Here is a 14,940-nt window from a genome sequence, read left to right as displayed (position 1 = left end):
ATGTGAAAGAACCGGTGGAGCGGTAGTTCAGTTGGTTAGAATACCTGCCTGTCACGCAGGGGGTCGCGGGTTCGAGCCCCGTCCGTTCCGCCACTTATTAAAAATTATGCCTGCTAAATTAGCAGGCATAATAGTAAGCGTAATTTAGGGGCGTAGCTCAGTTGGTAGAGCACCGGTCTCCAAAACCGGGTGTCGCGAGTTCGAGTCTCTCCGCCCCTGCCATATTGAAACCCTTCGCGAAAGCGAGGGGTTTTTTTTCGTCTTAATTTTGTGAAATCTCCTCCCTCTTCTTATCCTCTTGCCTTTAATACAATCCGTCAGTGATTTCTTGCACCCTTTACGCTCAATTTCGTCTCTTTTACGGGTTATTTTTGGTCATGTTTTGGCTGAATACATGCACTAATTGATTGTTCTCCCCGTATGTGACCTCGCTCATGCTCGCTTTTTCCCAATGTACTAAACCTAATCATCGTCTTATGACGACTACCAGTTCCCGGCACTCTTGTTTTTGTCCTTTTGACGGCCTCAGGTCGTAGCGGATGAGGGCATATGTCGGGTGAATGTCCTGGCCGTACCCTACGAGTCATAACAAAAAGTAGCTCAGACTACACGCGAGGAAAGAGACATGTACAAACGCTTATTTGTGGCAGCAGCAGTAGCAACAGTACTTTGTGGCGCAGCTCAGGCGGCTCCGCTGGTTGTTGGTTTTTCGCAGATCGGCTCTGAGTCTGGGTGGCGTTCTGCGGAAACAAAAGTATCTAAATCAGAAGCGGAAAAACGTGGCATTACACTGAAAATTGCCGATGCTCAGCAAAAACAAGAGAACCAAATCAAAGCGATACGTTCATTCATCGCGCAAGGTGTTGATGCCATATTCATCGCGCCTGTTGTGGCAACCGGCTGGGCACCTGTACTGACGGAAGCGAAAGAAGCCAAGATCCCGGTATTTCTGTTAGACCGCACGATTGAGGTCAGTGATCCGTCCCTGTATACGGCAGCAGTAGCCTCGGACAGCGTTTATGAAGGTAAAGTGGCAGGTGACTGGCTGGTCAAAGAGTCTGCGGGCAAACCTTGTAATGTTGTCGAATTGCAGGGAACCGTCGGTGCCAGCGTCGCGTTAAACCGTAAACAAGGTTTTGCCGATGCCCTGAAAGCTGCGCCAAACGTCAAAATTATCCGTTCCCAATCCGGCGACTTCACCCGCAGTAAAGGGAAAGAAGTGATGGAAAGCTTCATCAAGGCAGAGCAAAACGGCAAAAATATTTGTGCCGTTTACGCGCATAACGACGACATGGCGATTGGTGCCATTCAGGCCATCAAAGAAGCCGGCCTGAAGCCGGGCTCGCAAATCAAAATCGTCTCTATCGACGGTGTTCCTGATATCTACAAAGCTATGCTGGCGGGTGAAGCGAATGCTTCTGTCGAGCTGACGCCTAACATGGCTGGACCTGCATTTGATGCGCTGATTGCGATGAAAAAGGACGGTACTCAACCGAAGAAATTCATTCAGACTCAATCCGCGTTGATCCTGCCGGACATGGCTCAGAAAGAATATGACATGAAGAAAAACATGGGTTATTAAGCCGGTTTACCGGCTTGTCTCACGGGCAAGCCGGTAAAAATTATTCCCTTTTCGCCTGTGGCGAATGCAGCAGGAGTAGTGACGTGACGGATAATCCTGGTTCAGAAACGCTGCTTGAAGTTCGCGGCCTGTCAGTAGAATTCCCCGGCGTGAAGGCGCTGGAAAATGTCGACTTTACCCTCGAACGCGGTGAAATTGTTGCCCTTTTAGGTGAGAACGGCGCCGGTAAGTCCACAATGATTAAAGCCCTCACCGGTGTCTATAAACGCTCAGCAGGCCAGGTATTCCTCAACGGCCAGCCCATCGAGCCTGTCAATACCGCTGATGCCCAGTCGCTGGGGATTGGTACGGTCTATCAGGAAGTTAACCTCCTGCCGAATATTTCCGTTGCGGCTAACCTTTTCATCGGGCGTGAACCTACCCGCTTCGGTCTGGTCAATCAGCGCAAGATGGAACAACAGGCTGACGCGCTTCTGGAGGGGTATGGCCTGCATCTGGATGTCAGCCAGCCACTCTCAACCTATTCCATTGCAATCCAGCAAATCGTGGCGATCGCCCGCGCCGTCGATCTTTCTGCCCAGGTCTTAATCCTTGATGAGCCGACGGCCAGTCTGGATGCCAAAGAAGTCAGCATGTTGCTCGATATTCTGGTTCAGTTGCGTGATAAAGGTGTGGGGATGATTTTCGTCACCCATTTCCTCGATCAGGTTTATCGGATCAGTGACCGGATCACCGTTTTGCGAAACGGCAAGCGCGTCGGGTCAGAACGGACAGTGGATTTACCGCGTATCGATCTTGTCCCCATGATGCTGGGTCACAGTTTTGATGAAAGCCTGCTCAAACGCACGGAACACCGGAATGTGACGGGTGAGCCGTTAGTGGATTTCAAAGACTATGGCCGTCGCGGCGTGGTCGAACATTTTGATCTGAAAGTCAGGCGCGGCGAAATTGTCGGTCTGGCCGGCCTGCTGGGATCCGGACGGACAGAAACCGCTCAGCTGATTTTCGGCATTAAAGGCCATGACAGCGGCAATGCGCGGGTGGATGGCAAAGAGGAAACCATCAGCACGCCGAGAAAGGCGGCGAAACTGGGGTTTGGGTATTGCCCGGAAGATCGTAAAACCGATGGCATTATCGGCGCAGCGACGGTGCGGGAAAACATCATTCTTGCCTTACAGGCTCAGCGTGGCTGGTTGCGTCCGTTGCCAATGAAAGAACAGCATCAGATCGCTGAAAAGTTTATCAAACTCCTGGGCATTCGTACGCCCGGCACTGAGCAGGAAATTCAGTATCTTTCCGGCGGTAACCAGCAAAAAGTGTTGCTGTCCCGCTGGCTGGCAACCAATCCGCGCTTTCTCATACTCGATGAGCCTACCCGTGGGATTGACGTCGGTGCCCACGCAGAAATTATTCGTCTGATAGAAAAACTGTGCGATGAGGGGCTGGCGTTACTGGTTATTTCCTCTGAGCTGGAAGAACTCTCCGGTTATGCCGATCGCATTGTCGTCCTTCGCGACCGTCGTCATGTTGCCGAAATCGAGCAGGCTGATATCTCCGTGCCAGCCATTATGAAAGCCATTGCGGCGCAATGAGGAGATAGCGATGAACAACAGGAGTCTGCAAATGACGGGAAAACCGCGCAAAGTAAGATGGGTATTTCCCAAAGGTGCCACGCAAATTGGGGCTTTCGTCGCCATATTAATCATCGACAGTCTGGTCGCACCGGGCTTTTTCTCTATCCACATTCAGGATGGCCGCCTGTTTGGCAGCCTGGTTGATATTTTTAACCGTGGCGCGCCGGTTGCCTTACTGGCTCTCGGGATGACGCTGGTGATCGCCACCGGCGGCATCGACCTTTCCGTTGGCGCAGTCATGGCGATTGCCGGTGCGACGGCTGCGACTATGACCGTGCAGGGCTATCCGCTGATCATGGTGCTGCTCGCCTCGGTCGGCGTCGGTGCTGTCTGTGGTTTGTGGAATGGCTTTCTGGTGGCGGTTCTGCAAATTCAGCCGATTGTCGCCACGTTGATGCTGATGGTCGCCGGACGCGGCATTGCACAGCTGATTACAGAGGGACAAATCGTCACCTTTGAACATAATGGTTTATCGCAGTTCGGCAGCGGCTCTCTGTTCTATCTGCCGATGCCGGTAATTATCGCGATCGTCATGCTGATTGTGGTCTGGGCGCTGACGCGGAAAACGGCGCTCGGTCTTTTTATCGAATCAGTGGGGATCAACATCCGTTCTGCGTATAACGCCGGGGTAAACGCCCGTTTAGTGCTGATATCCACCTATGTGATTTGCGGCATTTGTGCGGCGGTGGCGGGCGTTATCGTGACGGCTGATATCCGGGGCGCAGATGCCAATAACGCCGGGCTATGGCTGGAACTCGACGCCATTCTGGCGGTGGTCATCGGTGGCGGTTCCCTGTTAGGCGGACGCTTTAACCTGCTTCTTTCGGTCGTGGGTGCGCTGATCATTCAGGGTATGAATACCGGCATCCTGCTCTCCGGCTTCAAACCGGAATTCAACCTGGTGCTGAAAGCGCTGGTGGTGCTGGCCGTACTGGTCGTTCAGTCACCCCGTGTCTCGCTCAGTAATCTGTTCCGGAGGAAGGGATAATGCTTAAAAGAAATCTGCCGCTGCTGATTACTATCGTGGTGTTTCTGGCGGGATATGCCTATTGCTTCACCCAGTTTCCGGGGTTTGCATCCACCCGCGTCTTTTTTGATTTGCTGACCGATAACGCTTTTCTGGGCATTGTCGCTGTCGGTATGACTTTCGTGATCCTCTCCGGCGGTATCGACCTTTCCGTCGGCTCGGTTATCGCCTTTACCGGGGTATTGCTGGCAAAACTGATCGGGGCCTACGGTATAGCGCCTGGCTATGCGTTTGTCATTGTGCTGCTGATGGGGGCCACGTTTGGTGCCCTGATGGGGTGGATCATTGATACGCTGAAACTGCCTGCTTTCATTATCACGCTGGCGGGGATGTTCTTCGTGCGGGGGATGAGTTTTATCGTCTCGGAAGAGTCGTTGCCGATTAACCATCCGGTTTACGATTTCCTCGCTAATTATGCCTGGAAAATGCCGGGAGGAGGCCGTTTCACCTTACTGGCTCTGGTGATGCTGCTGGTGGTGTTTGGCGGAATTATTCTGGCGCACCGGACGCGATTCGGTAACAACGTCTATGCCGTCGGCGGAAGCAATGTGTCGGCTGCGCTGATGGGGGTGCCCGTCCGTCGTACCACGATTTATATCTACATGCTGTCGAGTACGCTGGCAGTGCTGTCTGGCATTATTTTCTCACTCTACACCTCGGCAGGTTATGCGCTAGCGGCGAGCGGCGTGGAACTCGATGCCATCGCGTCTGTCGTTATTGGCGGAACACTGCTGAGTGGCGGCGTAGGCACGGTGTTAGGCAGTTTGTTTGGCGTGCTTATCCAGGGGCTGATTCAGACCTACATCACCTTCGACGGCACACTCAGTTCGTGGTGGACCAAAATCGTGATGGGTATTTTGTTGTTTATCTTCATCGGATTGCAAAAAGGCATGGGCACGTTCTGGACCGCCAGAAGAGCGCGCCATCCGCGGCCTGAACCGTCCTGAGGCCGGACGGTTCAGAGATTAGTGATTAGTGGCGTTTTGAGTAACTGACGGATCAGAACCTGCTGATCGCTGGTTTGCAGCCAGACGGCGTACAACGGTCGGATCACCGGTGGCACATCCTCATGTGCCGCAAGTTGCGGATATTCTTTTGCCCAGTGCGCGGGCAGGAAGGCGCAGCCGCCGGTATTTTCCAGCAACTGACGGGTCAGATGCGCGGAGGTCGTGGTCAGTACCGGTTCCTGATCGCTGTTTTGCAGTTTTTCCTGCTGCGGAAAATCGGCACCCCATTCCAGCTTCACATAGGGCGGATGTTCCCCTCTTGCGGTTTTCTGCGATGAAAAAAGTCGTAACGAGAAATTACCCAGCAACTGACTCGACAGTTCATCCATCTTCGGCGGTTCAGTGGTGATCAGTAAATCCAGTTGTCTTTCATGCAATTGTTTCACCAGCGACTGACGAAGGGCGATGCGCGCTTCCAGTCTTAGTGTGCCGCGCTGAGTGTACAAAGACTGCATCCACGGCGTCAGATAGGCTTCCCACAGCGACGCCGTGGCGCCAATGGACAATTCTGTGTGCTGTAACGAGCGTACAACCTCTTTTTTCGCCATCTGCCACGTCGACATCAGATTCTCTGCATAAGGCAGCAGACGTTCTCCTGCGGGCGTTAAGCGGATGTTATTGCGATGCCGTGTGAATAAATTGGCGCCAAGTTGGGTTTCCAGTTGTCGGATACGAAAGCTGACAGCGGATTGCGTCAGATAAAGGGATTCCGCCGCCCGACCAAAGTGGCGAGTTCTACTGACCTCCAAAAAGGTTTTCAGTAATTCCGTGTCCAAAACTATCTCCAATATTTTTTGTCGTTAAGATTTAAATGTTTTGTTTTACACAATGTCAAGCCTAACTAATACTCCGCGCCATAACAGCACGACCATGAGAGAATTAGGAGCGTGTCAGATGGCGGAAAGCTTCACCACGACAAATCGTTTTTTTGATAATAAACATTACCCTCGCGGGTTCTCCCGGCATGGCGATTTCACCATTAAAGAAGCGCAAATGCTAGAACGTTACGGCTTTGCTTTTAACGAGCTGGATCTGGGAAAACGTGAGCCCGTTACCGACGAAGAAAAGCTGTTCCTGGAGGTTTGCCGCGGTACACGCGAACCTGTAACAGATGCAGAAAAAGTGTGGAACAAATACATTGTCCGCACGCGTCGTCCGAAGAAATTCCACACGCTGTCTGGCGGTAAACCGCAGGCTGACGCTGTAGAAGACTACACGGAAAGCGATGACTAATGAAACGGGGCGTTGCCCCGTTTTTTTACGCCAGATTCTTATGTAACGTTAACAATAGCCTATCCATGCTGCGATAGCTCAGTGCCTCTGCAATATGCCGTCTTTCAATCGATTCTGCGCCCCCTAAATCCGCCAGTGTTCTCGCGACTTTCAGAATGCGGTGCCAGGCTCTGACCGACAATCCCAGTTTTTGCAGTACCTCCTCCAGAAATTGCGCATCCCCCGGCGTCAACACACACCAGCGTTCAACTTCACTGCTGCTCAGATGGGCGTTGATTTTCCCCGCACGTGCTACCTGCCTTTCTCTGGCGAGCAATACCCGCTCCCGTACCTGCGCACTGCTTTCCCTGATGGCAGGCGAATGATGTTGCTGGCTCAGAATACCCGGCGGCAACAGCGGGACTTCAATGGATAAGTCAAAGCGATCGAGAAACGGGCCGGAAAGCCGGCTCAGATACCGCAAAACCTGTTGCGGTGGCGTACGGTTATGCACGCCCTGATAGTGTCCGGTCGGGCTGGGATTCATCGCTGCGATCAGTTGCGCTCTGGCCGGGTAGCGCACTTTCGCGCGGGCGCGGGAAATGGTGATTTCGCCGGATTCCATAGGCTGGCGCAGGGCATCCAGAACCTGCCGCTGAAATTCAGGAAGCTCGTCGAGAAACAACACGCCGTTATGTGCCAGCGAAATCTCCCCCGGCCTTGGCAGCGAGCCACCCCCGACCAGCGCACTCATTGACGTGCTGTGATGTGGCGCGCGGAAAGGGCGGACGCGGGAGAATTCACCGTCCTCCTCCGGGTTATACACCAGACTGGCGATGGCCGCGGTTTCCAGCTTTTCCTCGTTACTCAGCGGTGGCAGCAATCCCGGCAACCGGCTGGCCAGCATGGTTTTGCCTGTGCCCGGCGGACCGATCAGCAATAAATTATGTCCCCCTGCTGCCGCGACCTCCAGTGCGCGTTTTGACTGTTCCTGACCAATGATGTCGGCGAGGTCGGGTTGACGCGCGGGTTCAGGCGGATGAGCGGGGAATTCAATGGGCGGCAGATTATCTTCGCCCTGCAAAAAGGCGCAGACCTGCAACAAATGCCCGGCGACCCGCGCAACACCGGGATCCAGCAACGTCATTTCCGTCTGATTATTTTGCGGAAGGATCAGCACCCTGCCTTCTTTTTGCGCTTCCAGTGCCGCCGGAATGGCGCCATTGACGCTGCGCAGGGAACCGGAAAGCCCGAGTTCACCCAGAAACTCGTACTCCTCCAGCTTATCGCCCTGAAGCTGCTCTGAGGCCACCAGAATCGCCAGCGCGATAGACAAATCATACCGGCCGCCTTCCTTGGGTAAATCCGCAGGCGCCAGGTTGACGGTGATGCGTTTCGCCGGAAAGGTAAACCCGCAGTTGATGATGGCGCTGCGTACCCTGTCCCGGGCTTCCTTGACGGTGGTTTCCGGCAAACCGACCAGCGTCAGCGCCGGTAACCCGTTGCTGATATGCACTTCGACCGAGACGCCGGGCGCCTGAACACCCAGAGAGGCGCGGGTATACACCACGGCTAATGACATGCTTTTTCCTTTGCTGTGAAATCTCCTGACGGCAGCATGCCTGAGGCTGAAGCCCCTGCGGGAAGAAGTTTGTCGGAATGCGTAATGCCGTGGAAAAATAATCTGTAAGTCAGCGGGTTAACCTGAAAAGTTACGAGAAGCCTCGCACAGACCGCAATACTCCCTAACAGTTTGAGGTCTCTGGAAACAAATTAGCGGGCTAATTAAGTTGCCGGTCATAGCGGCAGCGGTGTTTAATCTGGGTGTATTTAACAATAAATAAACAAATACAAAACACCGATTAACATCTCTCTGCCTGACCGGGAATTTTCCGGAATGCCCCGGTCAGTGCACTGCCTACAGCGATTCCGGAATAGGGACTTACCCATGTTTGGTTGGACTTCCCGGCAGCGTAACGTTGCCATCGCCAGCTTTCTGAGCTGGACCCTCGATGCCTTTGATTTTTTCGTTCTGGTCTTTCTGCTCAGTGATATCGCCACTGCTTTTCAGGTGGATATCAAACAGGTCACCCTGGCGATCCTGCTGACGCTGGCCGTGCGGCCAATAGGCGCGCTGTTGTTTGGTCGTGCGGCGGAAAAGTACGGACGCAAGCCGGTGCTGATGGTCAATATCGCACTGTTTTCTTTCTTCGAGCTCTGTACTGCGGCGGCACCTTCACTGACTGTTTTCCTGATCCTGCGTGTGATTTACGGCATTGCGATGGGCGGCGTCTGGGGCGTGGCGTCTTCTCTGGCGATGGAAACCATTCCTGACCGCTCACGCGGCATGATGTCAGGGATTTTCCAGGCGGGTTATCCGTTTGGTTATCTGCTGGCGGCGGTGGTGTACGGTTTACTGTTTGATGTGGTTGGCTGGCGCGGCATGTTTGTGATTGGCGCTGTGCCGGTTTTCCTGCTGCCGTTTATCTGGTTCAAAGTGCAGGAATCGCCGGTCTGGCTGGCAGCGCGGGAACGCAACGAAAGCACCGCGCTGATGCCGGTGCTGAAGAAAAACTGGAAGCTGTGTATTTATCTGGTGGTGCTGATGGCGGGCTTCAACTTCTTCAGTCACGGCACGCAGGATCTCTATCCGACATTCCTGAAAGTTCAGCACGGTTTCGACGCACATACCGTCAGTTTAATCGCCATAAGCTACAACATCGCGTCAATTATCGGCGGGATCTTCTTCGGTTCCCTGTCGGAGAAAATTGGCCGTAAGAAGGCGATTATTATTGCCGCGCTGCTTTCGCTGCCGGTCATTCCTTTATGGGCATTTTCCGGCGGTTCGTGGATGCTGGGGCTGGGGGCGTTTCTGATGCAGTTTATGGTGCAGGGCGCCTGGGGCGTGGTGCCGACTTATCTGACCGAACTGGTGCCCGCCAACACCCGCGCGGTTCTGCCGGGGTTTGTGTACCAGCTCGGTAATCTCATCGCATCCGTCAATGCGACACTTCAGGCTTACATTGCTGAAAGCCACGGACACAATTACGGACTGGCGATGGCAATTGTCGCCGGTACTGTCGCCATCCTGATTTCTGTTCTGGTGGCGTTTGGCCGGGATACGCGCGGAAAAGCCATTGCCGGAGCAATAAATAATCAAACGGCAGATCACCGCGCTAAGGTTTGATTTTTCAGATGATTTTTCGTGGATTTTGCTATGTGCTGCAAATAATAACGTAAGAAAAGTGTTGTCATTAAACGTCTGACTGTGATAACTCTGTAGGCAATCGTTCGCAATATGAATTTTAGAAACCGAAAAATGAAAGCCCTTCTCCTCGTAGTTAGCCTAGTCGTGATTAGCGTGGTGGTGATTATTATCCCACCGTGCGGGGCTGCACTTGGACGAAGAAAGGCTTATTAAACAAGCCTGAACCTGAAAAGAAACCCCGCACCGAAAGGTCCGGGGTTTTTTTTTGGGTCAGGAATTTCAGAGAACAGTGAAGCGGGGTCGGAAAATGAGCAACAGCATAATATTCTGCACTTGTCGCAAAAAGGCAGGAGAATAAAGATGAACGGAGCACAATGGGTAGTACAAGCGTTGCGTGCGCAGGGTGTAAATACAGTATTTGGTTATCCTGGCGGGGCAATCATGCCGGTATACGATGCACTGTATGACGGCGGCGTGGAACACCTGTTGTGCCGGCATGAGCAGGGCGCTGCAATGGCTGCCATCGGCTATGCCCGTTCTACCGGAAAAGTCGGCGTTTGTATCGCCACCTCCGGCCCCGGCGCGACCAACCTGATCACCGGTCTGGCCGACGCGCTGTTAGATTCCGTTCCGCTGGTTGCCATCACCGGTCAGGTCGGTTCTGCTTTCATCGGCACCGATGCTTTCCAGGAAATCGACGTTTTAGGGCTGTCTCTGGCCTGCACCAAACACAGCTTTCTGGTCGAATCGCTGGAAGCACTGCCGGAAATCATGGCGGAAGCCTTTGCCATCGCCAGCTCCGGCCGTCCTGGCCCGGTTCTGATCGACATCCCGAAAGATATCCAGCTGGCCGTCGGCGAATTACCGCCGCATCTGGTCGCGGTAGAAGAAACGTTCCCGCATCCGGCCGCTGAACTGCAACAAGCCCGCGCGATGATTGCCGCCGCGAAAAAGCCGATGGTTTACGTCGGTGGTGGTGTCGGTATCGCGCAGGCGGTTCCTGCATTACGTGAGTTTATTTCTGCGACAGGTATGCCCGCGGTGGCCACGCTGAAAGGACTGGGCGCGCCGGATGCCAGCGACCCGTGCTATCTGGGTATGCTGGGCATGCATGGCACCAAAGCGGCGAATCTGGCCGTTCAGTCTTGTGATTTACTGATTGCCGTCGGTGCGCGCTTCGATGACCGCGTGACCGGCAAGCTGAATACCTTCGCGCCAGACGCGGCCGTTATCCATATGGATATCGACCCGGCTGAACTGAATAAATTACGTCAGGCACACGTGGCATTACAGGGTGATTTGAATACGCTGTTACCGGCGCTGCACCAGCCACTGAACATCAACGCATGGCGTGATGAAGTGATGACCCTGAAAGTGCAGGGCGAATGGCGTTACGACCATCCGGGCGAAGCGATTTATGCGCCGCTGTTACTGAAACAAATCTCCGACCGTAAATCTGCCAGCACCGTGGTGACCACCGACGTCGGCCAGCATCAGATGTGGACCGCGCAACACATGCAGTTCACCCGTCCGGAAAACTTCATCACTTCCAGCGGACTGGGCACTATGGGCTTTGGCGTTCCGGCTGCTGTCGGCGCACAGGTTGCCCGTCCCGACGACATGGTGATCTGCGTTTCCGGTGATGGTTCATTCATGATGAACGTTCAGGAACTGGGCACCATCAAGCGAAAACAGTTGCCCGTCAAAATCCTGTTGCTGGATAACCAGCGGTTAGGGATGGTACGACAGTGGCAGGAATTGTTCTTCGACGGACGCTTCAGTGAAACCAACCTCTCCGATAACCCCGATTTTGTCACGCTGGCCAGTGCCTTCAATATCCCCGGCCAACGTATCCACCGTAAAGATCAAGTCGATGCCGCTCTGGACGCCTTCTTCAACAGCGAAGGTCCGTATTTGCTTCAGGTTTCCATCGACGAAAATGAGAATGTCTGGCCGCTGGTTCCACCGGGCGCAGGCAACGAAACCATGCTGGAGAAAATGTCATGATGCAACATAACGTCTCAATTCAGGCCCGTTTCCGCCCCGAAATGTTGGAGCGCGTATTACGCGTTGTCCGTCACCGTGGTTTTCAGGTGTGCGCGATGAACATGACGCCGATGGTTAATGCGGAAAACATAAATATCGAATTGACCGTTGCCAGTCAGCGGCCGGTAGATTTACTGTCTTCACAGTTACGCAAACTTATGGATGTCGCTTGTGTCGAGATCCAGCAACACACATCACAACAAATACGCGCGAATGCGTGAGTAAAGGAACGAGAGAATGACGAAGAAAGCTGATTACATTTGGTTCAATGGCGAGATGGTTCCGTGGGCAGAAGCGAAAGTCCACGTCATGTCACACGCATTGCATTACGGCACTTCCGTATTCGAAGGCGTGCGCTGCTACGACTCCCACAAAGGCCCAGTCGTATTCCGTCACCGTGAACACATGCAGCGTCTGCGCGATTCCGCAAAAATCTACCGTATGCCGGTTTCTCAGAGCGTGGATGAGCTGATGGAAGCTTGCCGCGAGACGCTGCGCAAAAACAATCTGGTCAGCGCGTATATTCGTCCGCTGGTGTTTGTCGGCGATGTGGGTATGGGCGTTAACCCGCCGGATGGCTACAAAACTGATGTGATCATCGCCGCCTTCCCGTGGGGCGCGTATCTGGGTGAAGAAGCGCTGGAACAGGGCATCGACGCGATGGTGTCTTCCTGGAACCGCGTTGCCGCTAACACCATTCCAACGGCCGCGAAAGCCGGGGGTAACTACCTTTCCTCATTGCTGGTCGGCAGCGAAGCGCGCCGTCACGGTTATCAGGAAGGTATCGCGCTGGACGTTCACGGTTATGTGTCTGAAGGCGCAGGCGAAAACCTGTTTGAAGTGAAAGAGGGCATTCTGTTTACGCCGCCATTTACCTCTTCAGCCCTGCCAGGTATCACCCGTGACGCTATTATTAAACTGGCGAAAGACATGGGTCTGGAAGTGCGCGAACAAGTTCTGTCCCGTGAATCCCTGTATCTGGCCGACGAAGTCTTCATGTCCGGTACTGCTGCAGAAATCACGCCAGTTCGCAGCGTTGACGGCATTCAGGTCGGCATTGGCAAGCGTGGCCCGGTCACCAAACAAATTCAGGATGCGTTCTTCGGCCTGTTCACCGGCAAAACCGAAGATAAATGGGGTTGGCTGGATCCAATCAACCCACAATAATTACCCGTCATCCTTCAGGCTGCTTCTGCGTTGGCTGCCTTTATTCACCCCGGTCACTTACCTGAGTAAGCTCCCGGGGATTCATTCAGTTGCCGCCTTGCTGCAACCCGAATGATTTAGGGTAATGATGAGGATAAATTAGACATTCAGCAGGCAGCGATTTTGATGCCTGCTAAACAGAAATGATTTGGAGTGAACAGAGCATGCCTAAGTACCGTTCCCACACCACGACGCACGGCCGTAACATGGCTGGCGCCCGCGCATTATGGCGCGCCACCGGCATGACCGATAACGATTTCGGTAAGCCTATTATTGCTGTCGTTAACTCATTTACCCAGTTCGTGCCGGGTCACGTGCATCTGCGCGATCTGGGTAAGCTGGTTGCCGAACAAATCGAAGCGTCTGGCGGCGTGGCGAAAGAATTCAACACCATCGCTGTGGATGACGGGATCGCCATGGGTCATGGCGGCATGCTGTATTCACTGCCTTCTCGCGAGCTGATCGCAGACTCCGTGGAATACATGGTGAACGCGCACTGCGCCGATGCCATGGTGTGTATCTCCAACTGCGACAAGATCACCCCGGGAATGCTGATGGCGTCACTGCGCCTGAATATTCCGGTGATCTTCGTGTCCGGCGGCCCGATGGAAGCCGGTAAAACCAAACTGTCTGACAAAATCATCAAACTCGACCTGGTCGATGCAATGATTCAGGGCGCAAACCCGAACGTCAGCGATGCCGACAGCGAACAAATCGAGCGTTCTGCCTGTCCGACCTGCGGTTCCTGTTCCGGTATGTTCACCGCCAACTCCATGAACTGTCTGACCGAAGCACTGGGTTTGTCTCAGCCGGGCAACGGTTCATTGCTGGCAACCCACGCCGACCGCCGCGACCTGTTCCTCAACGCCGGTCGCCGTATTGTTGAGCTGACCAAACGTTATTACGAAAAAGACGATGAAAGCGCATTGCCGCGCAACATCGCCAGCAAAGCCGCATTCGAAAACGCCATGATCCTGGATATCGCAATGGGCGGCTCGACTAACACCGTTCTGCACCTGCTGGCTGCCGCGCAGGAAGGCGAAATCGACTTCGACATGACCGACATCGACCGTCTGTCCCGCAAAGTGCCACACCTGTGTAAAGTCGCGCCAAGCACCCAGAAATATCACATGGAAGACGTGCACCGTGCCGGTGGCGTTCTGGCCATTTTGGGCGAACTGGATCGCGCGAATCTCCTGAACCGCGACGTGAAAAACATTCTCGGCCTGACCCTGAACCAGACGCTGGATCAGTACGACATCATGCTGACCAAAGACGAAGCGGTGAAAAAAATGTTCCGCGCCGGTCCGGCGGGTATCCGTACCACCCAGGCGTTCTCACAGGATTGTCGCTGGGACACGCTCGATGATGACCGCGCCGAAGGCTGTATCCGTTCTCTGGAACATGCGTTCAGCAAAGACGGCGGTCTGGCCGTGCTTTACGGCAACATCGCGGAAGCGGGCAGTATCGTTAAAACCGCCGGCGTGGATGAATCCAACCTGACCTTCCGGGGTCCGGCCAAAGTGTACGAAAGCCAGGACAGCGCGGTTGAAGCGATTCTCGGCGGCAAAGTGGTTTCCGGCGATGTCGTGGTGATCCGCTACGAAGGGCCGAAAGGCGGGCCGGGCATGCAGGAAATGCTCTATCCGACCACCTATCTGAAATCCATGGGGCTGGGCAAAGAGTGTGCGCTGATCACCGATGGCCGTTTCTCCGGCGGTACCTCCGGTCTGTCCATCGGCCACGTTTCTCCGGAAGCGGGCAGCGGCGGCCTGATTGCGCTGGTGCAGGATGGCGACATCATCGACATCGACATTCCAAACCGCAGCATGGTGCTGGACGTGCCTGCGGCGGAACTGGCAGCGCGTCACGAAGCCGAACTGGCGCGTGGTGATAAAGCCTGGACGCCGAAAAATCGCGAACGTGTGGTCTCTCTTGCGCTGCGTGCTTACGCATTGCTGGCAACCAGCGCGGACAAAGGCGCAGTACGCGACAAGTCTAAGCTGGGAGGCTGACAG

Annotated in this window: 13 protein-coding genes and 2 tRNA genes; 13 read left to right on the top strand and 2 right to left on the bottom strand. The window is 54.2% G+C overall.

The window, feature by feature from the left end; translation table 11 throughout:
- Window positions 1-16: 16 nt before the first annotated feature.
- From EDF78_RS24950 to yjfF, 6 genes are all read left to right on the top strand, one after another.
- A tRNA-Asp gene (locus tag EDF78_RS24950) sits at window positions 17-93 on the top strand.
- Window positions 94-146: 53 nt separating this feature from the next.
- Window positions 147-222, top strand: a tRNA-Trp gene (locus EDF78_RS24945).
- A 403-nt stretch (window positions 223-625) separates the two neighbouring features.
- Window positions 626-1,582, top strand: coding sequence for a galactofuranose ABC transporter, galactofuranose-binding protein YtfQ (gene ytfQ / locus EDF78_RS24940; protein ID WP_015699160.1), 957 nt, complete (start codon window positions 626-628; stop codon window positions 1,580-1,582).
- A gap of 110 nt (window positions 1,583-1,692) precedes the next feature.
- Window positions 1,693-3,174, top strand: a complete 1,482-nt coding sequence (ytfR, locus tag EDF78_RS24935; protein ID WP_208294502.1) for a galactofuranose ABC transporter, ATP-binding protein YtfR — start codon at window positions 1,693-1,695, stop codon at window positions 3,172-3,174.
- Window positions 3,175-3,184: 10 nt separating this feature from the next.
- Window positions 3,185-4,204 (top strand): galactofuranose ABC transporter, ATP-binding protein YtfT, encoded by a 1,020-nt coding sequence (gene ytfT / locus EDF78_RS24930; RefSeq protein WP_119822807.1) that lies wholly within the window; start codon window positions 3,185-3,187, stop codon window positions 4,202-4,204.
- Window positions 4,204-5,190 carry a galactofuranose ABC transporter, permease protein YjfF gene (yjfF, locus tag EDF78_RS24925; protein WP_119822806.1) on the top strand — a complete coding sequence of 329 codons (987 nt, stop codon included), beginning with the start codon at window positions 4,204-4,206 and terminating at the stop codon, window positions 5,188-5,190. Before ytfT ends, yjfF begins: the two co-directional genes overlap by 1 nt.
- A gap of 11 nt (window positions 5,191-5,201) precedes the next feature.
- On the opposite strand, the gene hdfR is transcribed toward yjfF, so the two are convergent.
- A complete protein-coding gene (gene hdfR / locus EDF78_RS24920; RefSeq protein ID WP_095924169.1) occupies window positions 5,202-6,026 on the bottom strand; it encodes an HTH-type transcriptional regulator HdfR in 825 nt (274 codons plus the stop codon).
- Between the two features lie 118 nt (window positions 6,027-6,144).
- Between hdfR and EDF78_RS24915 the strand changes: the two genes are divergently transcribed.
- Window positions 6,145-6,483 carry a DUF413 domain-containing protein gene (locus tag EDF78_RS24915; RefSeq protein WP_095924170.1) on the top strand — a complete coding sequence of 113 codons (339 nt, stop codon included), beginning with the start codon at window positions 6,145-6,147 and terminating at the stop codon, window positions 6,481-6,483.
- Between the two features lie 25 nt (window positions 6,484-6,508).
- On the opposite strand, the gene EDF78_RS24910 is transcribed toward EDF78_RS24915, so the two are convergent.
- Window positions 6,509-8,044, bottom strand: a complete 1,536-nt coding sequence (locus tag EDF78_RS24910; RefSeq protein WP_133824161.1) for a YifB family Mg chelatase-like AAA ATPase — start codon at window positions 8,042-8,044, stop codon at window positions 6,509-6,511.
- A 366-nt stretch (window positions 8,045-8,410) separates the two neighbouring features.
- Between EDF78_RS24910 and EDF78_RS24905 the strand changes: the two genes are divergently transcribed.
- From EDF78_RS24905 to ilvD, 6 genes are all read left to right on the top strand, one after another.
- Entirely contained in the window at window positions 8,411-9,649 is a 1,239-nt protein-coding gene (locus EDF78_RS24905; RefSeq protein ID WP_119822803.1) for an MFS transporter, read from the top strand.
- Between the two features lie 132 nt (window positions 9,650-9,781).
- The gene (gene ilvL, locus EDF78_RS24900; protein ID WP_015699153.1) at window positions 9,782-9,883 is read left to right on the top strand and encodes an ilv operon leader peptide; all 102 of its coding nucleotides are present in this window, start codon (window positions 9,782-9,784) and stop codon (window positions 9,881-9,883) included.
- 147 nt (window positions 9,884-10,030) lie between these two features.
- Window positions 10,031-11,677: an acetolactate synthase 2 catalytic subunit gene (gene ilvG / locus EDF78_RS24895; protein ID WP_133824160.1), complete on the top strand. Its 1,647-nt coding sequence runs from the start codon at window positions 10,031-10,033 to the stop codon at window positions 11,675-11,677.
- Complete coding sequence (gene ilvM / locus EDF78_RS24890; protein WP_013577547.1) at window positions 11,674-11,937, top strand: acetolactate synthase 2 small subunit; 264 nt, start codon at window positions 11,674-11,676, stop codon at window positions 11,935-11,937. The genes ilvG and ilvM overlap by 4 nt, the downstream gene beginning before the upstream one ends.
- Window positions 11,938-11,953: 16 nt before the next feature.
- A complete protein-coding gene (locus EDF78_RS24885) occupies window positions 11,954-12,883 on the top strand; it encodes a branched-chain amino acid transaminase (protein ID WP_095924174.1) in 930 nt (309 codons plus the stop codon).
- A 203-nt stretch (window positions 12,884-13,086) separates the two neighbouring features.
- The gene (gene ilvD / locus EDF78_RS24880) at window positions 13,087-14,937 is read left to right on the top strand and encodes a dihydroxy-acid dehydratase (RefSeq protein WP_095925244.1); all 1,851 of its coding nucleotides are present in this window, start codon (window positions 13,087-13,089) and stop codon (window positions 14,935-14,937) included.
- Window positions 14,938-14,940: the final 3 nt, after the last annotated feature.

Origin of the sequence: Rahnella sp. BIGb0236 (genome assembly GCF_004364755.1) — a bacterium.
GTDB lineage: Bacteria > Pseudomonadota > Gammaproteobacteria > Enterobacterales > Enterobacteriaceae > Rahnella > Rahnella victoriana.
Note: the sequence above shows the minus strand (reverse complement) of the source record. Positions and strands in the feature narration are given on the sequence as shown.

Excerpts from the sequence above, each read along its gene's own strand:
- ytfQ (WP_015699160.1), top strand. The coding sequence starts at position 626 with ATGTACAAACGCTTATTTGTGGCAGCAGCAGTAGCAACAGTACTTTGT.
- ytfT (WP_119822807.1), top strand. The coding sequence starts at position 3,185 with ATGAACAACAGGAGTCTGCAAATGACGGGAAAACCGCGCAAAGTAAGA.
- yjfF (WP_119822806.1), top strand. The coding sequence starts at position 4,204 with ATGCTTAAAAGAAATCTGCCGCTGCTGATTACTATCGTGGTGTTTCTG.
- EDF78_RS24915 (WP_095924170.1), top strand. The coding sequence starts at position 6,145 with ATGGCGGAAAGCTTCACCACGACAAATCGTTTTTTTGATAATAAACAT.
- EDF78_RS24910 (WP_133824161.1), bottom strand. The coding sequence starts at position 8,044 with ATGTCATTAGCCGTGGTGTATACCCGCGCCTCTCTGGGTGTTCAGGCG.
- EDF78_RS24905 (WP_119822803.1), top strand. The coding sequence starts at position 8,411 with ATGTTTGGTTGGACTTCCCGGCAGCGTAACGTTGCCATCGCCAGCTTT.
- ilvL (WP_015699153.1), top strand. The coding sequence starts at position 9,782 with ATGAAAGCCCTTCTCCTCGTAGTTAGCCTAGTCGTGATTAGCGTGGTG.
- ilvG (WP_133824160.1), top strand. The coding sequence starts at position 10,031 with ATGAACGGAGCACAATGGGTAGTACAAGCGTTGCGTGCGCAGGGTGTA.
- ilvM (WP_013577547.1), top strand. The coding sequence starts at position 11,674 with ATGATGCAACATAACGTCTCAATTCAGGCCCGTTTCCGCCCCGAAATG.
- EDF78_RS24885 (WP_095924174.1), top strand. The coding sequence starts at position 11,954 with ATGACGAAGAAAGCTGATTACATTTGGTTCAATGGCGAGATGGTTCCG.
- ilvD (WP_095925244.1), top strand. The coding sequence starts at position 13,087 with ATGCCTAAGTACCGTTCCCACACCACGACGCACGGCCGTAACATGGCT.